This window comes from Flavobacterium sp. FlaQc-57, assembly GCF_044007395.1.
Lineage (GTDB): Bacteria > Bacteroidota > Bacteroidia > Flavobacteriales > Flavobacteriaceae > Flavobacterium.
This window is the reverse complement of the sequence record NZ_JBIPDA010000002.1, coordinates 108,313-130,151: the sequence shown is the minus strand read 5'-3', so window position 1 is coordinate 130,151 and position 21,839 is coordinate 108,313. Positions and strand designations below refer to the sequence as shown.

General features: G+C 34.0%; 20 protein-coding genes and 1 tRNA gene. 7 read left to right on the top strand and 14 right to left on the bottom strand.

The genetic code is table 11. The annotated features are described in order from the left end of the window. Positions 1–15 precede the first annotated feature (15 nt). The 3 genes from ACHRVZ_RS06550 to ACHRVZ_RS06540 all read right to left on the bottom strand — a co-directional run bounded on the left by ACHRVZ_RS06550 (position 16) and on the right by ACHRVZ_RS06540 (position 3,082). A complete protein-coding gene (locus tag ACHRVZ_RS06550; protein WP_395421420.1) occupies positions 16–1,485 on the bottom strand; it encodes a serine hydrolase domain-containing protein in 1,470 nt (489 codons plus the stop codon). 156 nt (positions 1,486–1,641) lie between these two features. Then, the gene (locus ACHRVZ_RS06545; RefSeq protein WP_395421419.1) at positions 1,642–2,781 is read right to left on the bottom strand and encodes a helix-turn-helix domain-containing protein; all 1,140 of its coding nucleotides are present in this window, start codon (positions 2,779–2,781) and stop codon (positions 1,642–1,644) included. Positions 2,782–3,008: 227 nt separating this feature from the next. Then, positions 3,009–3,082: transfer RNA gene (locus ACHRVZ_RS06540), tRNA-Ala, on the bottom strand. Positions 3,083–3,186: 104 nt separating this feature from the next. Between ACHRVZ_RS06540 and ACHRVZ_RS06535 the strand changes: the two genes are divergently transcribed. From ACHRVZ_RS06535 to ACHRVZ_RS06520, 4 genes are all read left to right on the top strand, one after another. Then, positions 3,187–3,951: an enoyl-CoA hydratase/isomerase family protein gene (locus ACHRVZ_RS06535; protein WP_395421418.1), complete on the top strand. Its 765-nt coding sequence runs from the start codon at positions 3,187–3,189 to the stop codon at positions 3,949–3,951. Between the two features lie 256 nt (positions 3,952–4,207). Next, complete coding sequence (locus tag ACHRVZ_RS06530) at positions 4,208–4,384, top strand: hypothetical protein (protein WP_395421417.1); 177 nt, start codon at positions 4,208–4,210, stop codon at positions 4,382–4,384. A gap of 31 nt (positions 4,385–4,415) precedes the next feature. Beyond that, the gene (locus tag ACHRVZ_RS06525) at positions 4,416–4,868 is read left to right on the top strand and encodes a 6-carboxytetrahydropterin synthase (RefSeq protein ID WP_041518509.1); all 453 of its coding nucleotides are present in this window, start codon (positions 4,416–4,418) and stop codon (positions 4,866–4,868) included. A gap of 64 nt (positions 4,869–4,932) precedes the next feature. Further along, on the top strand, positions 4,933–5,673 hold the full coding sequence (locus tag ACHRVZ_RS06520) for a UDP-2,3-diacylglucosamine diphosphatase (RefSeq protein ID WP_395421416.1): 741 nt from the start codon (positions 4,933–4,935) through the stop codon (positions 5,671–5,673). Positions 5,674–5,676: 3 nt separating this feature from the next. On the opposite strand, the gene ACHRVZ_RS06515 is transcribed toward ACHRVZ_RS06520, so the two are convergent. From ACHRVZ_RS06515 to ACHRVZ_RS06480, 8 genes are all read right to left on the bottom strand, one after another. Further along, on the bottom strand, positions 5,677–6,888 hold the full coding sequence (locus ACHRVZ_RS06515; protein WP_395421414.1) for a cytochrome c3 family protein: 1,212 nt from the start codon (positions 6,886–6,888) through the stop codon (positions 5,677–5,679). 84 nt (positions 6,889–6,972) lie between these two features. Next, positions 6,973–7,329, bottom strand: coding sequence for a hypothetical protein (locus ACHRVZ_RS06510; protein ID WP_395421413.1), 357 nt, complete (start codon positions 7,327–7,329; stop codon positions 6,973–6,975). Positions 7,330–7,481: 152 nt separating this feature from the next. Beyond that, positions 7,482–8,402, bottom strand: coding sequence for an alpha/beta fold hydrolase (locus ACHRVZ_RS06505; protein WP_395421412.1), 921 nt, complete (start codon positions 8,400–8,402; stop codon positions 7,482–7,484). Next, positions 8,402–9,682: an MFS transporter gene (locus ACHRVZ_RS06500; protein ID WP_395421410.1), complete on the bottom strand. Its 1,281-nt coding sequence runs from the start codon at positions 9,680–9,682 to the stop codon at positions 8,402–8,404. The genes ACHRVZ_RS06505 and ACHRVZ_RS06500 overlap by 1 nt, the downstream gene beginning before the upstream one ends. Beyond that, entirely contained in the window at positions 9,672–11,372 is a 1,701-nt protein-coding gene (gene recJ / locus ACHRVZ_RS06495) for a single-stranded-DNA-specific exonuclease RecJ (protein ID WP_395421408.1), read from the bottom strand. The genes ACHRVZ_RS06500 and recJ overlap by 11 nt, the downstream gene beginning before the upstream one ends. A gap of 191 nt (positions 11,373–11,563) precedes the next feature. Then, the gene (locus ACHRVZ_RS06490; RefSeq protein ID WP_395421407.1) at positions 11,564–11,920 is read right to left on the bottom strand and encodes a HopJ type III effector protein; all 357 of its coding nucleotides are present in this window, start codon (positions 11,918–11,920) and stop codon (positions 11,564–11,566) included. A gap of 188 nt (positions 11,921–12,108) precedes the next feature. Further along, a complete protein-coding gene (rsmI, locus tag ACHRVZ_RS06485) occupies positions 12,109–12,843 on the bottom strand; it encodes a 16S rRNA (cytidine(1402)-2'-O)-methyltransferase (RefSeq protein WP_395421405.1) in 735 nt (244 codons plus the stop codon). Positions 12,844–12,886: 43 nt separating this feature from the next. Then, positions 12,887–13,948 carry a hypothetical protein gene (locus ACHRVZ_RS06480; protein ID WP_395421404.1) on the bottom strand — a complete coding sequence of 354 codons (1,062 nt, stop codon included), beginning with the start codon at positions 13,946–13,948 and terminating at the stop codon, positions 12,887–12,889. 236 nt (positions 13,949–14,184) lie between these two features. Here ACHRVZ_RS06480 and ACHRVZ_RS06475 point away from each other — a divergent pair, with 236 nt between their 5' ends. Together ACHRVZ_RS06475 and ACHRVZ_RS06470 are read left to right on the top strand one after the other, a co-directional pair. Next, the gene (locus tag ACHRVZ_RS06475) at positions 14,185–14,775 is read left to right on the top strand and encodes a thymidine kinase (RefSeq protein WP_029270718.1); all 591 of its coding nucleotides are present in this window, start codon (positions 14,185–14,187) and stop codon (positions 14,773–14,775) included. 30 nt (positions 14,776–14,805) lie between these two features. Then, positions 14,806–15,243: a hypothetical protein gene (locus ACHRVZ_RS06470; protein ID WP_395421403.1), complete on the top strand. Its 438-nt coding sequence runs from the start codon at positions 14,806–14,808 to the stop codon at positions 15,241–15,243. 199 nt (positions 15,244–15,442) lie between these two features. Here ACHRVZ_RS06470 and rpoN read toward each other — a convergent pair whose 3' ends face one another. The 3 genes from rpoN to ACHRVZ_RS06455 all read right to left on the bottom strand — a co-directional run bounded on the left by rpoN (position 15,443) and on the right by ACHRVZ_RS06455 (position 21,264). Further along, on the bottom strand, positions 15,443–16,903 hold the full coding sequence (gene rpoN / locus ACHRVZ_RS06465; protein WP_395421401.1) for an RNA polymerase factor sigma-54: 1,461 nt from the start codon (positions 16,901–16,903) through the stop codon (positions 15,443–15,445). Positions 16,904–17,052: 149 nt separating this feature from the next. Next, positions 17,053–18,501, bottom strand: coding sequence for an asparagine--tRNA ligase (asnS, locus tag ACHRVZ_RS06460; protein ID WP_395421399.1), 1,449 nt, complete (start codon positions 18,499–18,501; stop codon positions 17,053–17,055). Between the two features lie 396 nt (positions 18,502–18,897). Continuing rightward, positions 18,898–21,264 carry an RND family transporter gene (locus tag ACHRVZ_RS06455; RefSeq protein WP_395421397.1) on the bottom strand — a complete coding sequence of 789 codons (2,367 nt, stop codon included), beginning with the start codon at positions 21,262–21,264 and terminating at the stop codon, positions 18,898–18,900. 177 nt (positions 21,265–21,441) lie between these two features. On the opposite strand from ACHRVZ_RS06455, the gene ACHRVZ_RS06450 reads away from it, so the two are divergent. Further along, a complete protein-coding gene (locus ACHRVZ_RS06450; protein WP_041518495.1) occupies positions 21,442–21,771 on the top strand; it encodes a multidrug efflux SMR transporter in 330 nt (109 codons plus the stop codon). Positions 21,772–21,839 lie beyond the last annotated feature (68 nt).

The window sequence follows — 21,839 nt, the reverse complement described above, 5'->3', positions numbered from 1 at the left end:
GTTTTTAATCTGGGTTTATTTTACTTTTTTCGTTAAGTCAACTTTAGTAGTAAGATTATCTCTCATTAAGGTTACAGAATCTGCTTTCCCATTGACAAAATCGAATTTTAATAAGTTTGGGTAATCTACGATTTTAAAATATCCGCTTTTTAGATATACCAACTCATTATCATTTTTCCCTTTAAAATGATCCAATAGCATAGATTGAACATAAAGGCGATTGTTTTTTTCTACAATTTTGGTTTCTACACCTTGTGCATATAGAAAATCATCATAAGTACCTACTAGTTTTTCTTTTAGGCTTGAAGGCATTTCCTGAGTTTCGTCAGTTGATGTCTTGTTATCCCAATTCATCAATTTTAATAGCGTTTTTTGAGTATTTCCCATTACAGGAAAACGATTCGGTTTTTCGCCATTAGTTAAAAACGTAAAGCCATTTCCATCTGTCATCGTTGCAAAAATACTTCCGCCAACTCCTGTATTCGAACCATTGCATATAAACCAATCGTAGTTATTATAGCCAAAGGACTTTTGCCATCCGTAGCTCCATCCGCCAACAGCATCTTTTAGAGCAGTAACTTCTGTTACTTTTTTGGCAACGTTATGAGAAATCACTTTGTTGTTTTTATTGCGTAAAGCATTTTGCATTTCAATAGCAATTTTGGCTAAATCAGTAGGAGTAGACCACATTCCAGATGCTCCAACTTGCGGTGTAATTGGCAAACCAGTTCTAATAACCTTTTCGTTTTCGTCGTGAACCAGTGCTACATTTTTTGGGAATCCTTTTTCATCAGGTTGTATCATTGTAGTGTTTTTTAGTCCAAGAGGCGAGAAAATATACGCTGCGGCAAGTTCTCCAATAGGTTTTTTAAAAGTATCTTCTAATGCCATTTGAACAATTACATAACCACCGCCACTGTAAGCCCAACCAGTTCCTGGTGTGAACAAGAAATCAATTTCTTTATCATATCGCGGAATCTTACCTAAAAGACTTTCTTTTATTGTTGGTATTGTATCACCTTCATAATAATCGGCAAATCCGCTTTGGGTTGTACCAGCCGTATGATTAAGAAATTGTCTCCATGTTGGGCTGTTATTTTCGGTAAACTTACTTTTTGGTAAATGCCAGCGTTTTAGATAACCATCTATTGGGGCGTCTAAATTAATCAATCCTTTTTCTTCAAGTATAAAACAAAGTAACGCTGTAATTGGTTTTGAAATTGAAGCTGTAGAAAAAGCGGTGTTTTGATCTATTTTCTCTTTTGAATCTATTGATTTTACACCAAATTGGTTCGTGTACACAATCTCGTAGTTTTGAAAAACAACAAGACTAAATCCTGCAAGTTTATATTTCTCTAATTGTTTGTCAATATTTAAGCTGTCTGTAAGAAAGCTATAATCTCTTTCTTTTAATACTGCTTTTTTGTTTGTTTGAGCACTTGCGACTGTTACTATTAGAAGTAATAAATAAATAGCGTTTTTCATGGTATCGTAAATTTTAAGGTTAGAAATTTATTTCGATACAAAGATGTGAGAGAAATTAAACCTACGCGACCGAATAAAAATATTCGAACGCATTTGTTTTTAAAAACTAGTACGAATGCGTAAATCTAGAAGTACGAGTAATTACAAAGTCTTGTTTTAAAGGCTTTTGCGGTAAGTTGTTGGTGTGTTTCCGGTGTGTTTTTTAAAGGCAGTATTAAAAGAAGATTTCGAATTAAAACCTACATCGTACAAAATTTCTAAAATAGTTACTTTGCTTTTTGTAACATCTTTTAAAATATTCATTGCATTTTCGATACGATACGTATTCACGAAGTCATAAAAATGCTGTTCTAACTTATGATTAATTAAAAGCGATAAGTCACGAACAGGAATTTGGATCGCGGCCGAAACATCTTGAATCGTCAAGGAAGGATTAAGGAAAGGTTTTTCCTCAACCATATATTGCTGTAACTTAATTAACTCCTGATTGTATTGTTTTTCGTTTGTGTTTTTTTGCTCACTATTTTTTTCTTCAGAAATAATATCCTGTACGAGTTTTAATTTAGAATCTATGTTTCTGAATAAATCCGGATGATTTAGTGCTTTGTATAAATACCAGCATATAATAATGAGCTGAAATGGTACAATTCCAATTTTTACCCATTCAGATATGTATGGGTAATCTGAAAATTTAAAAATATTCTTTACAAGAGCAATCAAATATAAAATAGTCAGTACAGTGGTAAATTGAAACAACCAATTATAAGAATTTATACTTGTGCCAGAGTGATTTTCGAGATATAGTTTTTTGGTTCTTTTTAATAACACAAAAACGGCAGTAATATATACAACTATTTGAACATGAAATAGAATATGTATAAGCTGAAGCTCTATCATATTTTGACGATTTTGAAGAAAACTAATTTTAGAGGCAAGATCTACTGCGTAAAAGCGAGGTAATAAAATTAGATTTACAATCAAAAATGGAAGTATGTGTATGAGGTATTTTGGTTTAAGTTTAAAATCAGAATAACAAACAGATAGTACGTAAAGGTAAAAAACTGGAATTTGCAAGAAAGCAAACGTGGTTCTAAGCATTCCAAGATTTGAAGGGTTTTTAACCACCAGGCTCAATAAAGGATCAATGCTGTCTAATGCAGTCAGAAGCAGAAAAATGGCAAAAAGAGAATTACTTATCTTATGTTTTGTCTTGACGGTAAAGAGAAAAAAGGCGAGAAATAATGAGATGAATAAAGTAATAACGATCACAATAATTAATAAATTAATCTTATCCATTCAGTATATTCTTTTGGTATTGTTATGGTTTGCAATTGGTTCTCCCTAAATTTTGGGACGGTAATCGAATCAAAAATAGTAAAATATTTTTTGATTATGAAAATTGTTTAGGAAGGTTTAGAATTAAAAAATATCCGATAAAATTAATCGAATAAATCTGTTAAAGCAGATTTTAGAAGAGACAAAAAAGCCTATAAACATCATATTTATAGGCTTTTTTTGTTTTGTGGAGAATACCGGATTCGAACCGGTCACCCCTTGCCTGCCAGGCAAGTACTCTAGCCAAATGAGCTAATCCCCCAAAGCGTTAGCAAATAAAGTCAATTAATTGACAAAAAACAAATTTCAAATGCCATCAACTGAAAATAGTTGCAAAACCGTAACTTTACGTTCAAATCTATTTTTATGAGTACAACGATTCAAAACGGTTCATTACAAACTATTTTTAATAATACAGTTGCAACGGTGCAATTTGGTCATCCGGCGAGTAACTCTTTTCCGCGCGAATTATTGGATCGATTAACTGCTGAAATCAATTCTTTGAGTTTTAATAAAACGGTATCTGTTATAGTTTTACAAAGCGAGGGCCCAAAAGTTTTTTGTTCTGGAGCTTCGTTTGATGAGCTTCTGGCGGTAGAAAATGAAGAACAAGGCGCAGAGTTTTTCTCAGGTTTTGCTCATTTGCTAAATGCAATGCGAAATTGTTCTAAACTTATAATAGGTCGTATTCAGGGAAAAGCAGTTGGCGGTGGTGTTGGTATAATTTCGGTCTGTGATTATGCTTTGGCAACACCGGAAAGTGCCGTGAAATTATCAGAATTAGCAATCGGAATTGGACCTTTTGTGATTGAACCGGCTGTTTCGCGTAAAATTGGAAAAGCAGCAATGTCCGAAATGACTTTGGCCGCTCACGAATGGAAATCGGCAGAATGGGCTTTAAATAATAAACTTTTTTCTGAGATTCATTCGGCAGAAAATCTGGATAATGCGGTAACAAATTTTGCGCAAAAATTAAGTTCATACAATCCTGAAGCTTTATCAGAAATGAAAAAGATTATTTGGGAAGGAACAGAACATTGGGAATCCTTGCTTATCGAACGTGCAGCAATTACAGGAAAATTAGTTTTGTCTGATTTTAGTAAAAATGCTTTGACACAATTTAAAAAGTAATAAGTGCTAATGATTTAAACACATAGAAACATAATTTGGTGTGTTTTAAAAAAGGCGTTTCACTTTTGTATTAAATCACAATAGACTTTGCGTAAAAGCTAGCTTTTTTTGATTCTTCTTCAGGTGTATAAAATCTATGTTTCTATGTGTTTAATTTTTTGCCACCGATTCGAAAGATTTAAATGATTTAAACGTTTAATGTATAGAAGATGTAGAATTTTGTGTTTCTACATCTAATAATTTAAATTTTAGTAAAATGTATATCATTTCATTATTGCAGCAAGTAGATGTTGCAGAGAAAATTAAAACAGCTCCTGATGGCAGTTATCAGATTGGAGTTATCATAGGATCGTTTATTCCGTTCGTTATTCTTGTCGGAATTGCATATTGGATGTATAACAGAGCCAAAAAAAGAGATGAAAACGGTTATTAATTCGTAAATTTGCAACCTAAAATTCAAATCGATGAGTAATATCAGAATTACAAAACAATTTAGTTTCGAAACCGGACACGCTTTGTACGGTTATGACGGAAAATGTAAAAACGTTCACGGACACAGTTATAAATTATCGGTAACAGTTATTGGTTCGCCAATTACGGATCGATCGAATGTGAAATTCGGAATGGTAATCGATTTTTCGGATCTAAAGAAAATTGTAAAAGAAGAAATCGTCGATCAATTTGATCACGCAACAGTTTTTAACGAAACAACTCCACATATCGAATTGGCAAATGAACTGAAAAATCGTGGTCACCACGTTATTTTAGTTGATTATCAGCCAACCAGTGAAAATATGGTAGTTGATTTTGCAGATAGAATCATTGCGCGCCTGCCAGCTGATATTTCTCTTTTTTCACTTAAACTTCAAGAAACAGAATCTTCGTTTGCCGAATGGTATGCGAGCGATAATCTGTAAATAGTAAAAAGTAAATTTTGAAATGTAAAACGTTTCACATCTCACAAATCACATCTCACAATACATGAAAAAAGTATATTTCGCTTCTGATCAGCATTTTGGTGCTCCAACGCCTGAGTTGAGTTTACCGCGTGAAAAGAAATTTGTTGCGTGGTTAGATGAGGTAAAAGAAGATGCGGAAGCTATTTTTTTATTGGGAGATTTATTCGATTTTTGGTTCGAATACAAGACTGTTGTACCAAAAGGATTTGTTCGAATTCTTGGTAAATTAGCTGAAATTCGTGATAGTGGAATTCCGATTTACTTTTTTGTAGGGAATCACGATTTATGGATGAATGATTATTTTGAGACCGAATTAAATATTCCGGTTTATCATGATAATAAAGAATTTACTTTTAACGGAAAAACATTCTTAATTGGTCACGGCGACGGAAAAGGTCCTGGTGATAAAGGATATAAACGAATGAAAAAGGTTTTTACAAATCCGTTTTCAAAATGGCTTTTCAGATGGTTGCACCCAGATATTGGTGTAAGTTTAGCACAATATTTATCAGTTAAAAACAAATTGATTTCTGGAGATGAAGATGTCAAATTTTTAGGTGAGGAAAACGAATGGTTAGTTTTATACGCCAAACGTAAACTCGAAACCAAACATTATAATTATTTTATTTTCGGACATCGCCATTTACCAATGATTATTCCTGTAGGTGAAGATGCTAAATACGTCAATCTTGGAGACTGGATTGGTTACTTTACGTATGGAGTTTTTGACGGAGAAACCTTTGAACTTAAAAAATTCGAATAATAACTACTTTTTATTGTTCGTGTAGATTCCAATTTTGTGCGTGCGCAAAATGTAATCAGATAATTGTTTACTGTCAGAAAGTTGGAATTTAATCGCACCGGACGATTTTTTAGGCATATGACATTCTACACAATTACTTGTTAATGAACTTCCGGACATTGTTTTTAGTGTAGTTTCGTTGTGTTTTAATCCTTGATGACAACTCATACAGATTTTAGAATAGGAAGCTAGATTTTTAGACGCATTTTCATGAGGATTATGACACGTAATGCAATCCATTTTCTCACTCTTAATGAAACATTTACTTTGCGACATTAAGCGGAATTGATTTCCGTGAACGTCAAATTGTGCTGTATCTGTTATACTTCTTGTGTTTCTGTAAAAATCAGATAAATTATCTCCGGGTTTAAAATCAAAGCGAGATTTCATTTTCATTCCATCATTTCCAGCATGACATAAAGCGCAAGCATCTAATTTCTGTTGTCTGTTTAAGGTTTTAAAGCTTGTTATGCTATTAGCTATTTTAACGTCAGGATTTTTTAAATGAAATTCGGCATGTTTCTTGGCAGGCCCATGGCAACGTTCGCAATCAATACCGTAAACGATTGTTTTTTTATCGATAACATCTTCAACTTCCATCGAAAGAAAGTTTTTATCCTGTGAGGTTTGGTTTATATTTCGACTGCTAATATTAGAGCTGTGACACGAATAACAGTCTTTAACCACGATTCTGTCAAAATAAGGTTTGTCGGCTGGAAATCCCGGACTTGTTGCCCAATTATGTATAGAATTGTAGTAAGAAACTGGTAACTCATAAGTATTATGATCACGCCAGTAAACAGAAGTTTGTGCATGTTTGGTTCCAAAAACGATTTCAAATCGGTGCGCTTCAACCTCTTTTCCGTTTTTATATAAAACCTGATACAAACTGTCGTTGCGTTTTTCCATGACTAATTTGGTGTTTTTGTCATAGATGAAAATATGATTTCCTTTGTCGAAATCTCCTAAAACATTTCCTGAAATAGCGGGGGCAGTTGCTTTAAAGTGCGAACTTTTTAAAGCCATGTCATATTGTGTTTGATGACATTGAATACAGCTCTCAGAACCAGCATAATCGGTTCCTCGTGGGTCAAAATATTCATCAGATTCGTTCTTGCAGCTTGTTAAAAAAGCTACTAAAACAACAATAGTAAAAAGAATTCGGCTTTTTTTCATTGTTGTAAATATACTTTTTTTTAAAGAAAATCAAAATATATTTAGATAATGAAAAAATTGTTGTTAAATAAATGGTAATATTGATTAGTTTAGGCCAACTCCATACACATATTCGTCTAATTCGATTCGGAATAATGATCCTTCAACCAAGTCTTTTATTGATTTTAATTCTTTTACAGAAACGGCTAAATCTATTGCTGCACAGGGCGTTTTTAGTAAAAACTTGTGGCATGAGTTTTTTAGTTCACAAGCTTCACAACAAGCATTTTCAATCATACTGTCTTCGATCAAATCGCAAAAGAGATTTAATTCCTGAACTGTAAAATAAAATCCGGTTTCTTTAAAAACCAACTGTACTTTATCAGTTATTGTTTCGTTTTCTTTTTTCCAGTAAAAAGCGATTCCAAAATTGTTATGGTATAATTGTTCTATTTCTCTCATTACAAATCCTTTTATTTCAACAAATATAAATATTATTTATATTAATTCTAAATAAAAAATTCATAAAGTTTAGAAAAATTATTTACCGTTTAAGTGAGCTAAGTTTATTTAATAAAGTTAGTCTTAAACTTTTTGTACAACTTTAAAAATATTTATTTAAGCCATTTTGCAATTTGGGATAGGAACTCGTTTTGCTGATCTACAAAAAGATAGTGAGAACAGTTATTCAGAAGTGCAAAGTGATTTTTACCAACCAAATCTTTGATCGAAGTAATTTGTGCCGATGAAAAAATACCATCTTCTTTACCATAAATTGCATAGATAGAAATGCCTTCGGTTTTTATCTTTTTTAAAGATGATCTCGTATCTATGTTATTTTGTTTTTCGTTTTGATAGAAAAGTAACGGAGCATTTTTGTTTCGGATATTGGTTTTGAAAAAGTCACTTGCTTCGTAATCAGCATATAATTTTTTTGATGCTTCAGTTGGATTGGGCATTTTAAAATATCCATTTTCGCCAGCTAAATCAAAACATGCTTTTCTATATTCTGCCGAATTTTTATTCAGTTTTTCAATTGTAGCTATTTTATTTAATTGAACGGAATCGCCTTTATTCGAAGCTGTTTTTGTAACCGAGTTTAAAATATAGTCGTAGGTTTCCTGTTGCGAAAATAAAGCACCGGCCAATACTAGAGCATTGACTTTTTGAGGATATTTCTCGGTATAAAGTGTTGCTACCAAACCACCAAAACTGTGTGACAGAAGTATCGCTTTTTTGAGATGGTATTTTTTGTAAATGTCATTTAGATCCTGAAAAGCTTCAGCATAAGTAAATGTTGCATTAGGATCTGCAGATCTTCCTTCACCTCTTCGATCGTAAGCAATTACATAAAAGCCTAAGTCAGCCAGTTTTTGCGCTGTGGTACCTTCAAATAAAGTTGCATTACCACTTGGGCCGCCATGAATAAAAATGATGGTTTTGTCCTTTTCGTTCCCGTACGTTTTGATGTAGCGATTTTGTCCGTTTGCTAGAATGGATGTTACAAAGAAGATAATCAGTAAAAATTGTTTCATTACTCCATATTATGATGATCTTCCATGTCTTTGCGAAGATCTAAATTTCTAAATGTTGGTGATTTTAAACCGAATCCTATAACGGTTAAAAGTGTCATACTTCCGCCAAAAACTACCGAAACTACAGTTCCCATCAATTTAGCAGTTAAGCCGCTTTCAAAAGCACCTAATTCGTTTGATGAACCAACAAACATTGAGTTTACAGCAGCAACACGCCCACGCATATGATCAGGAGTTTTAAGTTGTAAAATCGTTTGACGAATTACAACCGAAATTCCATCAGCAAGGCCGCTTAAAAATAATGCTACCACAGAAACCCAGAAAATAGTCGAAACTCCAAAAAGAATAATTGATAATCCGAAAACGAAAATTGCTCCCAAAAGTTTCAATCCGGCTTTTTTGTATAGCGGAACGTAAGCAGATACTAACATTGTAATGAAAGCTCCAACTGCCGGAGCAGCTCTTAAAACTCCAAAACCTTCAGGACCAACTTTTAGAATATCCTGAGCAAAAACAGGCAGCAAAGCAACTGCTCCTCCAAAAAGTACTGCAACCATATCAAGCGAAAGAACACCTAAAATAGTTCTGTTATTAAAAACAAATTTCAATCCTTCTTTAAGGCTTTCCATTACCGGCTCGCCAATTTTTGGATTCAATATTGGTTTTTTGCTGATTTGTGATAACGCGATTAGTGCAAAAAGAGAGCAGGCAAAAACGGAACACATTGACCAGTGAACGCCAATGTAATTAATTGAAAACCCTGCAATCGCAGGACCTAAAACCGAGCCAATTTGCCAAACCGAACTGCTCCAGGTTGCTGCATTTGGATATGCTTTTTTAGGTACAATTAAAGATAAAAGTGAAAATATTGTTGGGCCAAGAAAGGCACGAACCAATCCGCCAAGAAAAACTAAAAAGTATATAGAGTATAAAATTGCATTTGTAGACCAGCCGCCAACTACTTTTGGCCAGGTAAGCAAAAACAATCCAAAACTAATTACTGAAAATCCAAGAATACATTTTACCAATAATCCTTTTTTCTCTCTTTGATCCACCATGTGTCCGGCAAATAATGCCATTCCAACTGCAGGTATTACTTCCATTAAACCAATTAGTCCTAACGAAAGCGGATTTTTAGTTATACTATAAACTTCCCATTCAATAACAATAAATTGCATCGACCAGGCAAAAACCATCGCAAAGCGCAATATTAAAAACACATTAAATTCTCTGTAACGCAGCGCTTGATAAGGATCTTGTTTGGTTGTTTTAGTTTTCATTTGTTCTAATATCTTTAAGAATAAGTTGAGTAGAAACAGTTCCGTTCCACTCATTTTCAGCCAATGAATAAGCTAGTTGAAAAGGATTCTGATTTTTTACGATATCAATTTTTTTTCCAAGACCAAAACCAATTGCGGCAATCCCTTCCGTTCCTGATTGTTTTACAAAAAGTCTCAAATGTTCATCTTCTGAGCCTAAAGTTTTGGCGTAACCTGTGTCTTTTACATTTTTAGTCATAAAAACAGGCGTCATGTTTAAAGGTCCAAAAGGTTCGAATTGTTTTAAAATTCGGACTAGTTTTGGAGTTATGTCTGAAAAGTCAATTTCAGCATCGACTTCTATTTCCGGAGTTCGCATTTCGGGTAAAATCGTTTCCTCGACTTGTTTTTCGAAAGCATCTTTAAAAGTTTTATAATTTTCGGCTTTCAAAGTCATTCCGGCTGCATACATATGTCCTCCAAATTGTTCCAAATGTTCTGAGCAAGCATCTAGAGCATTATAAACATCAAAACCTTTTACAGATCTTGCAGATGCTGCATATTTGTCGCCACTTTTGGTAAAAACCAAAGTTGGTCGATAATACGTTTCGATTAATCTTGAAGCGACAATTCCGATAACACCTTTATGCCAGTCTTCTTGAAAAACAACGGTCGAAAATCTTTCGATTTCGTTACTGTCATGAATTTGCTGAAAAGCTTCTTTAGTGATTTTTTTATCAAGATCTTTTCGATCTGCGTTGTATTGTTCAATTTCTGAGGCAAATTGCTGTGCCTGATCAAAATCAAATTCAGTTAATAATTCAACTGCATGATTACCGTGCTTAATTCTTCCGGCAGCATTAATTCTCGGAGAAACAATAAAAACAACATCAGTAATGTCCAGAGTTTTCTTTTTTACCTGATGAACCAAAGCTTTTATTCCGGGTCTTGGATCTGAGTTGATAACTTGTAATCCAAAATACGCCAAAACTCTGTTTTCTCCCGTAATTGGAACAATATCTGCGGCAATTGCAGTAGCGACCAAATCCAGATATGGAACAAGATCTTCAATAGTCTCATTTCGATTTTGGCCTAAAGCCTGAATCAATTTAAAACCTACACCACAACCACACAATTCGTCGTACGGATAAGTACAATCTTCTCTTTTTGGATCTAGAATTGCAACAGCGTCCGGAAGAAATTCTCCAGGTCTGTGGTGGTCGCAAATGATAAAATCGATGTTTTTTTCTTTCGCGTAAGCGATATGATCAATAGATTTAATTCCACAATCTAAAGCGATAATTAACGAAAATCCGTTATCATCAGCGAAGTCAATTCCTTTAAAAGAAATTCCGTAACCTTCTGCATAACGATCCGGGATATAAGTTGCGATATTTGGATAATGCGATTTTAAATAAGAAGAAACCAAAGAAACTGCTGTTGTTCCGTCGACATCATAATCGCCAAAAACAAGAATGTTTTCCTGATTTTCAATTGCCAATTCGATTCGGGAAACGGCTTTATCCATATCTTTCATCAAGTACGGATCATGAAGATGCTCTAACGAAGGGCGAAAGAAATTTTTGGCATCTTCAAAAGTTTCAATGCCACGCTGAATCAAAAGCGTTGCTACAAAATCTTCTACATTTAAGGCTTGCGCCAAATGTTTGATTTTATCTTCGGAAGGTTTTGGTTTTATTGTCCAACGCATTTTTATCGTAGATTTTAGTCCGATCCAGAAACTTCGGGACGGGATTGACTTTAGATTGTAGAAATCGAAAATCGTTTAATCGGAAAGGTGATTTTTTTTTCTAATGCCACAGATTAAATGATTTCAAAGGATTTTTTTTTAATCTGTGTTAATCTGCGAAATCTGTGGCAAAAAATATTTTATGATTAGGTTTAGCTAATCGTTTCCTTCAATTCCAAAGCATTTCCTTCAAACTGAATTCCGTCCCAGCCTAAGTTGATGAAATTTCTAATGTTTTGATGATTGGTTCCGTTTGGATCTTTTAAAACTTCTTCAAAGTAAAAAGCGCCAAAGCAAGCCAAAGTTTCTTCTTTGCTTAAATTTTGCAGTTTTGCGAAAGAAAATAATTTGCAAGAACCAGAGTTTTCTCCGGCTGCATTATGTTGTGTTCCGTTTTGAAAAGCAGTTGGTGTAAAGTTGTAGTTTTCTTCAATTACTGCAATAGTTTCAGGGAATGTTATTTCGGTTGGAGTTTGTTTTAGTTTTTCTAAAAAGGCATGTATGCTCATAATTTGTGTTGTTTTCTACTTTGCAGTTAGGTTTTCTTGCCACAGATTAAAATGATTAGGATGATTTTTTTTGCCACGAATTACACAAATTATCACAAATTTAATTAGTGGAAATTTGTGTAATTGCTTCGCCTGTTCACTATCGCTCGGGTCGTGGCGAACTTTTTTTGATCTGTGGCATAAATATTTTAATCTTCTTCGTCTTCTTCTGTTTCATCCTTCGAAAACTTACTTTTCTTAGGTTCTTTTATTATCGTTTTTCCGGCAACTACAACGACAATTTCGCCGCGCGGTGCAGTTTTTTCAAAATGGGTTAAAACTTCTCTTGCAGTTCCGCGAACATTTTCTTCGTGTAATTTTGATAATTCACGAGAAACACAAACTTGTCTATCTTCTCCAAAATATTGAATAAATTCAGCTAAAGTTTTAACGAGTTTATGTGGAGAAACGTATAAAATCATTGTTCGGGTTTCTTCGGCTAAAGCCAAAAATCGAGTCTGACGTCCTTTTTTATCAGGTAAGAAACCTTCAAAAATAAATTTATCATTCGGTAATCCGCTGTTTACAAGTGCTGGAACAAAAGCTGTTGCTCCGGGTAAACATTCCACTTCGATTTTATTTTCGACACAGGCACGAGTCAATAAAAAACCTGGATCAGAAATCGCCGGAGTTCCTGCGTCAGAAATTAAAGCGATAGTTTCGCCGGCTTTCAAACGCGCAATCAAATTCTCAGTTGTTTTGTGTTCGTTGTGCATATGATGGCTGTGCATGTGCGTGCCAATTTCAAAATGCTTCAACAATTTTCCGCTGGTTCTGGTGTCTTCGGCCAAAATCAAATCGACTTCTTTTAGAATCCGAATGGCACGAAAAGTCATGTCTTCAAGATTGCCAATTGGCGTTGGAACGATATATAATTTGGACATAGTTTAGTATTGTGAAATGTAAAATGTGAGATGTGAAAAAGGATTAAGAAAATTTTTTCTCTACAATTGCCAAGAAACGCTCGGCGTAATCGTCTTTTCCTTCCCAATTATTATAATCTGGTTTTACCATATTTTCTATAAACTCCTGAGCTTCACCGTAAGTGTCAAAAGTCAATAACTGATTTAAAACACGGCTGTAATCTTCAGAACTATTTCCGAAAAGGTTCTTAGTAAAAGCAATTCTGTCATTCAAATCAACATGAAACCCTTTTGCTAGTTTTTCATTTAAAGTTACCGTTTTTGGTTCTGCAGGCGTTTCTAAAACAGCAGTTTCAATAATTATTTGTTCTTTAAATTCGCTAATTGAAGGAGTTGGAGTAGAAGTTACATTTTCAAAACTGTCTACTTTTACAAAATGAGCATCAGCATAATTTACGCCTAAAATATCTTCAAAAGAAATATGAACAGGAGCAGCTTTTGACGAAGTTTCTACTTTTGGTTCTTCTTTTATTGATTCTTTTTCTTCTTCAATTTCTTCTAATTCAAAAGCAGGCTTGAAATCTGCAATTGGGTTTAAATCGCTTATTGTTGTAAAAGATAATTGCTCAGATTTTTCAATAATAGTTTCTTCAATAACTTCAGCAACAGGTTCAGGGATGGTTTCAATGATTGGTTCCGGAATTACTTCTTCTGGAACTTCTGCGATGATTTCTTCCTGAGCTTCTTCTGCTTTAATTTCTTCCTCTACTTCGGTAGTTTCTGAAACGATTTCCTCTTCTGCTTCCTCAGTTTTGATTTCCTCCGTAATTTCTGGTTCAGCTGTTGTTTCAATTGGAGTTTCTTCAGCCGCAATTGGGGTTTCAATTTTTGCTTCTGTTGGAGTTACTTCTTCTTTATCAAAAATTGATTCAATTTGAGCAGTAATCTCGCTGTGACCAATTGTTGGCTTTAAAGTGTCGAAATTCTCCTCTACAAACTTTAAAACCGCTAGTTTTTCATATAATTTCTGCGTCTCAAGATACAATTGATTGATATCGGATTTGTTTTTAAGCTTTAAAATTCGATGTGCAATGCTGATTAAATCGGCTTCCAATTTTTTTTTCATAACTGTTGAAATTATAGTGAATAGGGTATTTTAATATATTTTGTATTTGAATGTCTTTATTCCTGGTAGAAATCTGAAAGATATTTTTTTATTTCTGTTAATAAGCGTTTGCGAATCTCCGATTTGATAAAAATTTTCTACTTTTGAAAAACTGAAAAATTGCTATTTTTCACATCGATTTATTACCAGTACAAAGTAATAAAAACTATTCATTTTTAAAGGTAGAAAAATACAAAATGTTTCTCGAAAATACAGTAAATCACAAAGAACAATTTGGTTGGATTGAAGTTATTTGTGGATCAATGTTTTCGGGTAAAACCGAGGAGTTAATCCGCAGATTAAAACGCGCCCAATTTGCCAAACAAAGAGTCGAAATTTTTAAACCCGCTATTGATACCCGCTATCATGACGAAATGGTTGTGTCGCATGACGCCAACGAAATTCGCTCAACACCGGTTCCTGCTGCTGCTAATATTGCTATCTTGGCTCAAGGTTGCGATGTAATAGGAATTGACGAAGCGCAATTTTTTGATGATGAGATTGTTACAGTGTGTAATGATTTGGCTAATCAGGGAATTCGTGTGATAGTTGCAGGACTTGATATGGATTTTAAAGGGAATCCTTTCGGGCCAATGCCGGCACTTATGGCAACTGCAGAATATGTAACTAAAGTTCATGCTGTTTGTACCAGAACGGGGAATTTGGCTAATTATAGTTTCAGAAAAACCGATAACGATAAATTGGTGATGTTGGGGGAAACCGAAGAATATGAGCCGCTTAGTCGCGCAGCTTATTATAATGCAATGAAAAAGAGTCAGGAAAAATAGATTTTAATCTCATTTAAGTTTCAGTAAGCTATGCAAGAAAAGGAAAGTAAAAGAAAACAAAATATTGTATTGTTAGTTGTAATTGGAATTGCGATAGCTTTGGCTGTTTTTTTTCAATTTTATCTTTCTAAAAGTACGAGCGAAGTAAAAATTGAAATTAAAGAACTGGTTGAGAAATACAATAAAAATTGCCCTTTGACAATTCAGGAAGGCATTCGCTTAGATAGTGTTAGTTTACCTGAACGCAGTGTTGTTCAGTACAATTTGACATTATTGAATGTCGCAAACGAAACGGCAGAGATTAGTGTAATACAGGATGAAATTCAAAAAAGTCTGATAAGTACCGCTAAAGCAAATCCGGGACTTCAGGTTTTTAGAGATAATGATTATACGCTGATTTATAGTTATAGTGACAAAAAGAAAACTTTCTTATTTCAGGTAAAGATATTGCCGGATCAATATAAATAATTCGATATTGTGAGATAAAATAAAACCCGACAGATTTTAAATTTGTCGGGTTTATTGTTTTTGTATATATCGCTTTTAAACTGGACTGAAGTCCAGCTCTACAATATAATTCGTTCCTTTGGAACTATAGATGAGTCTTCGGCTCGAACAATATTGTGTGGGCGGATTTTAGGCCGGTTTAATATGAATTGCTATTACATTAAATCTTCTTTCTCATTCTCGCAACCGGTATGTCTAATTGTTCACGGTATTTTGCAATCGTTCTTCTGGCAATCGGATATCCTTTTTCTTTTAAGATTTCAGCCAATTGATCATCTGGTAGAGGCTTCTTTTTATCTTCTTCTTCAATCGTGTTCTGAAGAATTTTTTTGATTTCTAAAGTCGAAACATCTTCACCCTGATCGTTTTTCATAGCTTCAGAGAAGAATTCCTTAATTAGTTTTGTTCCGTATGGTGTTTCAACATATTTACTGTTGGCAACACGCGAAATTGTCGAAATGTCCAATCCAACCATATCAGCAATATCTTTTAAGATCATTGGTTTTAGTTTGGTTTCGTCACCATCTAAGAAATATTCTTCCTGATAATGCATAATCGCATTCATGGTTACAAAAAGAGTTTCCTGACGTTGTCTAATCGCATCGATAAACCATTTCGCAGAGTCCAGTTTCTGTTTGATAAACTGAACAGCATCTTTTTGAGCCGACGATTTATCACGAGAATCTTTATACGTCTGCATCATTTCCTGATAATCTTTAGAAACGTGCAATGACGGTGCATTTCTTCCGTTTAAAGTCAGTTCTAGTTCTCCATCAATAATTCTGATGGCGAAATCTGGAACTACATTTTCTGTTACTTTATTGTTTCCGGTATAAGATCCGCCCGGTTTCGGGTTTAGTCTTTCAATTTCATGAATCGCTTTTTTAAGCTGCTCGTTCGAAACACCGTATTTTTGTAGTAACTTATCGTAATGTTTTTTTGTAAAAGCATCAAACTGATTTTCGATAATATCAATCGCTAAATCAACATATTCCGTTGGTGTTTTATGTTTCAATTGCAATAATAAACATTCCTGTAAATCACGCGCTCCAACTCCAGATGGTTCAAGTTCATGAATAACATGCAACATTTTTTCGACCATTGCTTCATCAGTATAAATACCCTGAGTAAAAGCCATATCGTCTACAATATCCGGAACGCTCCTGCGGATGTAACCCATATCATCAATACTTCCAACAAGGAATTCAGCGATTTCGCGCTCTTCATCATTCAAAATAAAAGTATTCAATTGATTGATTAAATCCTGATGAAAACTAATTGGAGAAGCAAAAGGAGTTTCTCTTTCTTCGTCTTCACTATAATTATTCACCTGAGTTTTATAATCAGGAGTATCGTCGTCACTTAAATATTCGTCAATATTAATATCGTCCGCTTCGATTCTGTCCCCTTCTGCATCATCATAATCGTCGTATTCTTCATTAGCGAATTCGTCCGCTTCGTATTCATCTTCCTTTCCAGCTTCCAGAGCCGGATTCTCGTTCATTTCTTCTAATAAACGTTGTTCAAAAGCTTGCGTAGGCAATTGAATTAACTTCATCAGCTGAATTTGCTGTGGAGATAATTTTTGAGATAATTTTAAATTTAAAAATTGCTTTAGCATTTGATTTTGTTAAAAGTTTCAAGTTTCAAGTTTCAGGTTGCAGAACGTGCCACAATTTGAAACTTGAAACTTGAAACAAATATTATTATTTTAGTTCAAACTTCAATAACTTGAAACCTGAAACTTGAAACCTTTTTTAACTAAGCCGATTAAAACTCAGCATTTCCAGGAGTTCTCGGGAAAGGAATTACGTCTCTAATGTTTGTCATTCCAGTTACAAACAATACCAAACGCTCAAATCCAAGTCCGAAACCTGCGTGAGTTGCTGATCCAAATCTTCTGGTGTCTAAATACCAAGATAATTCTTCTTCGTCGATTTCTAATGCTTTCATTTTTTCAACCAAAACATCGTAACGCTCTTCTCTTTCAGAACCACCAACGATTTCTCCAATTCCAGGGAAAAGGATGTCCATTGCACGAACTGTTTCTCTTCCAGGTTCAGTGTTGTCGTTCAAACGCATGTAAAACGCTTTAATATTTGCTGGGTAATCAAACAAGATTACCGGACATTTAAAGTGTTTTTCAACCAGGTAACGCTCGTGTTCCGATTGTAAATCAGCACCCCATTCGTTGATGATATATTGAAATTTTTTCTTTTTGTTTGGAGTAGAATCTCTCAAAATGTCAATTGCTTCAGTATAAGAAACACGTTTGAAGTTGTTCTCCAATACGAAGTTTAATTTATCTAACAAAGCCATTTCGCTTCTTTCTGCCTGAGGTTTCGATTTTTCTTCGTCTAAAAGTCTTCCTTCTAAAAACTTCAAATCATCCTGACAATTCTCTAAAGCATATTTAATTACGTACTGAATAAAATCTTCAGCCAAATCCATATTATCATCAAGATTGTTGAAAGCAACTTCCGGCTCGATCATCCAAAATTCTGCAAGGTGACGAGAAGTATTTGAGTTTTCAGCTCTAAAAGTTGGACCAAAAGTATAAATCTGACCCAAAGCCATCGCATACGTTTCACCTTCTAATTGTCCCGAAACCGTTAAGTTGGTTTCTTTTTCGAAGAAATCTTCTTTATAATTTACTTTTCCGTCTTCAGTTCTTGGTGTGTTGTCAAAAGGTAAAGCAGTAACTTTAAACATTTCTCCAGCACCTTCAGCATCAGAACCAGTAATAATAGGTGTATTTACATATACAAAACCTTTTTGTTGAAAATAGTTGTGAACCGCAAACGACAATACCGAACGCACACGCATAATTGCACCAAACATATTAGTACGCACACGTAAATGTGCATTTTCACGTAAGAAATCTAAACTAGGTTTGTTTTTTGGCTGTATCGGGAATTTCTCTGCATCAGAATCACCTAAGATTTCCAATTTGTTCACCTGAATTTCATATTTCTGACCAGCACCTTTACTTTCGATCAAAGTACCAATTACAGAAATTGCAGCACCAGTAGTGATTCTTTTTAAAGTTTCGTCAGGTGTATTTTCAAAATCAACAACACATTGTATATTATTAATGGTAGAACCGTCATTAAGCGCGATGAACTGATTATTTCTAAAAGTTCTCACCCATCCTTTTGCATTAACCTCCTGAAGCGTCGTCGTACTGTTTAATAAGTCTTTAACTTTTGTGTGTTTCATTTTATATATAATATTGAAATTAAATTATTTGTTGTGTAATAACTGCAAATATAAACGATAATTATTAAAATTAGAAGCTGTTCCTGCTATCCGCTATATCTTTTAGGCAGATCGTTTACGGTAAACAAGATATTCCTGATTGCCTAAAAAGGATACCGCTGTTATCAGGGCTAGGGCAATTGTTTTTATAAGACCAATTATTTCTTGTGAAATTACTATTTCTCTCATTTTTGTCATTCCGAGGAACGAGGAATCTCCGCAAGTAGCTCTACAAAGATTAACGATTCTCGGTGCGGAGCTTCCTCGTTCCTTGGAATGACAAACTGTATGTAAACTTTGTCAAAGATTTTGAGCTATAAATTCGTGCTCATTCGTGAAATTCGTGGCAAAAAAAAATTACCCTTCCAAATTTTCCAAATCCTCTTTCTTCGCCTTCTTCTTCTCAAAAGTTAAAACCAAAGCAGGTAAAACCAATAAATTCGCAAACATCGCAAACGCCAATGTACAAGAAATTAATCCACCCAGTGCGATTGTTCCGCTAAAGCTAGAAAGCGTGAAAGTAGCAAAGCCTAAAATCAAAACTACAGAGGTGTAAAAAGTACTGATTCCGGTTTCTCTTAAAGCACTAAAAACAGATTTTTTGACCTTCCCGTTATTTTGTAATAAATCATGTTTGTATTTTGCCATAAACTGAATCGCATTATCGACCGAAATACCAAACGCAATACTAAATACTAAAATTGTAGATGGTTTTAACGGAATTCCGAAATAACCCATTAATCCGGAAGTAATACAAAGTGGTAAAATATTAGTAATTACCGATGCAAATACCATTTTAAACGATCTGAATAAATACAGCATCAATACCGCAATTACTAAAATTGCAAAGATTAACGATTCAATTAAGTTGTCAACCAAATAAGAGGTTCCTTTCTGGAAAACCAATGCTTTTCCGGTAACAGTAACTTCATAACGGTCTTTCGGGAAAATTTCATCAATTTTTGAATGTAATTTTTTCTCCACTTTTGCCATCTCATCCGTACCAATATCTTTCATAAAAGTTGTGATTCGGGCATATTGTCCGGTCGAATCAACATAAGCTTTCATCAAATTATCTTTGCTGTTTTTGGTTGCATTTTTAGCATACGACAAAATAAAAGTCTGTTCCTGAGAGGTTGGTAACTGATAATATTCAGGATTTCCGTTATAGTAAGCCTGTTTAGAATATTTAACCAAGTTTACTACCGAAACAGGTTTTGATAATTCAGGAAGACTTGCAATTGTATTTTGCAATTCGTCCATTTTTTTCATTGTAGATAATTTCATAACACCTTTTTTATGTTTGGTGTCAATCATGATTTCAAGCGGCATTACACCGTTAAATTCTTTTTCGTAGAATAATATATCTTTAAAAAACGAAGCGCTTTTTGGCATTTCACCAATCAAACTTCCTGAAACTTTCATTTGCGCAACTCCAATCACACTAAAAACCAAAAGCAATCCGTAAATCGTGTAAATTACTTTTCGTTTGTTCTTTACCACATTCTCCACAAAATCTAATAAAGTCGAAATGTAGGTTTTAGTCAAATGGTACAAATGTTTTTCTCCCGGAACTGACATGAAACTGTATACAATTGGCACAATTAAAAGTGTTAGTAAATAAACAGAAATCACATTAATAGAAGTTACCAAACCAAACTCAAAAAGTAAGTCGTTGCCTGTAATCATGAATGTTGCAAAACCTATCGCCGTTGTTAAATTCGTCATTAAAGTCGAAACTCCAATTTTCGAAATAATACGCTGCAAAGCCTTTGCCTGATTATTATGTAGTTTTATTTCCTGCTGGTATTTATTGATCAGGAATATGCAATTCGTTATTCCGATAACGATAATCAGTGGCGGAATAATAGCCGTTAGAATCGTAATTTTATAATGAAACAATCCTAATGTCCCGAAAGACCAGATTACACCAACAATTAAAATACAAATCGAAATAAATGTTGCTCTGAACGAACGGAAAAAGAAAAAGAAAATCAGAGAAACAGTGAATAAAGCTGCGCCAATAAAAAGTCCAATTTCGCCTTTCATATTGTCGGCATTAATTGTTCTGATATATGGCATTCCAGAAACCTTCAAATCGATTCCGGTAGTTTTTTCGAATTTATCGATTTTAGGAACCAGATTCTCAAGGATAAAAGTTTTTCTTTCTGCTGTGTTTACAAGCGCTTTATTGATATAAACTGCTGAACGGATACTTCCGCTTTCTTTATTAAAAAGTAATCCTTCGTAAAAAGGCAGGTTGTGAAATAAATCATATTGTACCTTTTTTAAATATTCAGGGTCAAGCGCTTTCTTTTGATCTATAAAAGGAGTTAAAACAAATTTTTCGTTAACAGTATCTTTTTCTAATTTTTTTAAATCATTCAAAGAAACAACCAGATCCACTTCTTTCGAGTTTTTTAAGCCCGTCATTAATTCACTCCAGGCAGCATAATTTTTTGGAGTGAAGAATTTTGGATCCTGAAAACCAATAACAACAAGGTTTCCTTCTTCACCAAATTTTGAAAGGAATTTTTGGTAATCTTTATTTGCAATATGATTTTTAGGAAGCAAGTTTGCTTCAGTATATGTCATGGCAAGGTTTTTCCATTGGTAACCAAGGAAAATTGTTAATAGGGAAACTCCAACGAGTATTGAAATTCTATTTTTAAGTATGATTCGGGCTAGTTTTTCCCAAAATCCAACTTGTACAGCGTTTTTCATAAAATTTGTAAAATGGATGCAAATGTAGTGAAAAGTGCTCGAAATCATAAATATTCGATTGTAATTTACGCAATGTTAACACAATTTGTAGTTTCGATTTGTGATAAAATTCTTTCTTTTTGCTATTTACTCGTTAGCTTTTCCCATATTTGCATTTAATTTAAAAAGGAGAAGAGAATGAATTGGATTTTATTAATAATTGCCGGACTTTTTGAGGTAGGATTTGCATCTTGCTTAGGAAAAGCCAAAGAAACAACAGGAATGATCTCGACATATTGGATGGTTGGTTTTTTTGTGTGTCTTTCAATTAGTATGTTATTGCTTTATAAAGCGACTCAGGTTTTACCAATTGGAACTGCTTATGCTGTTTGGACAGGAATTGGAGCCGTTGGGACTGTTTTAGTTGGGATTTTAGTTTTTAAAGAACCGGCAACATTCTGGAGAATATTTTTCCTTTCGACTTTAATCGCTTCTATTATTGGGTTGAAGTTTGTTTCTAGCCATTAAGAATAGATGCCACAGATTTTAAGGATTCTCACAGATTAATTCTTTATTAAATTATTTAGAAAAAAATC

Excerpts from the sequence above, each read along its gene's own strand:
- ACHRVZ_RS06455 (WP_395421397.1), bottom strand. The coding sequence starts at position 21,264 with ATGAAAAACGCTGTACAAGTTGGATTTTGGGAAAAACTAGCCCGAATC.
- ACHRVZ_RS06475 (WP_029270718.1), top strand. The coding sequence starts at position 14,185 with ATGTTTCTCGAAAATACAGTAAATCACAAAGAACAATTTGGTTGGATT.
- ACHRVZ_RS06515 (WP_395421414.1), bottom strand. The coding sequence starts at position 6,888 with ATGAAAAAAAGCCGAATTCTTTTTACTATTGTTGTTTTAGTAGCTTTT.
- rpoN (WP_395421401.1), bottom strand. The coding sequence starts at position 16,903 with ATGCTAAAGCAATTTTTAAATTTAAAATTATCTCAAAAATTATCTCCA.
- ACHRVZ_RS06480 (WP_395421404.1), bottom strand. The coding sequence starts at position 13,948 with ATGAAAAAAAAATTGGAAGCCGATTTAATCAGCATTGCACATCGAATT.
- asnS (WP_395421399.1), bottom strand. The coding sequence starts at position 18,501 with ATGAAACACACAAAAGTTAAAGACTTATTAAACAGTACGACGACGCTT.
- ACHRVZ_RS06535 (WP_395421418.1), top strand. The coding sequence starts at position 3,187 with ATGAGTACAACGATTCAAAACGGTTCATTACAAACTATTTTTAATAAT.
- recJ (WP_395421408.1), bottom strand. The coding sequence starts at position 11,372 with ATGCGTTGGACAATAAAACCAAAACCTTCCGAAGATAAAATCAAACAT.
- ACHRVZ_RS06450 (WP_041518495.1), top strand. The coding sequence starts at position 21,442 with ATGAATTGGATTTTATTAATAATTGCCGGACTTTTTGAGGTAGGATTT.
- ACHRVZ_RS06505 (WP_395421412.1), bottom strand. The coding sequence starts at position 8,402 with ATGAAACAATTTTTACTGATTATCTTCTTTGTAACATCCATTCTAGCA.
- ACHRVZ_RS06550 (WP_395421420.1), bottom strand. The coding sequence starts at position 1,485 with ATGAAAAACGCTATTTATTTATTACTTCTAATAGTAACAGTCGCAAGT.
- ACHRVZ_RS06510 (WP_395421413.1), bottom strand. The coding sequence starts at position 7,329 with ATGAGAGAAATAGAACAATTATACCATAACAATTTTGGAATCGCTTTT.
- rsmI (WP_395421405.1), bottom strand. The coding sequence starts at position 12,843 with ATGTCCAAATTATATATCGTTCCAACGCCAATTGGCAATCTTGAAGAC.
- ACHRVZ_RS06520 (WP_395421416.1), top strand. The coding sequence starts at position 4,933 with ATGAAAAAAGTATATTTCGCTTCTGATCAGCATTTTGGTGCTCCAACG.
- ACHRVZ_RS06530 (WP_395421417.1), top strand. The coding sequence starts at position 4,208 with ATGTATATCATTTCATTATTGCAGCAAGTAGATGTTGCAGAGAAAATT.
- ACHRVZ_RS06500 (WP_395421410.1), bottom strand. The coding sequence starts at position 9,682 with ATGAAAACTAAAACAACCAAACAAGATCCTTATCAAGCGCTGCGTTAC.
- ACHRVZ_RS06490 (WP_395421407.1), bottom strand. The coding sequence starts at position 11,920 with ATGAGCATACATGCCTTTTTAGAAAAACTAAAACAAACTCCAACCGAA.
- ACHRVZ_RS06470 (WP_395421403.1), top strand. The coding sequence starts at position 14,806 with ATGCAAGAAAAGGAAAGTAAAAGAAAACAAAATATTGTATTGTTAGTT.
- ACHRVZ_RS06525 (WP_041518509.1), top strand. The coding sequence starts at position 4,416 with ATGAGTAATATCAGAATTACAAAACAATTTAGTTTCGAAACCGGACAC.
- ACHRVZ_RS06545 (WP_395421419.1), bottom strand. The coding sequence starts at position 2,781 with ATGGATAAGATTAATTTATTAATTATTGTGATCGTTATTACTTTATTC.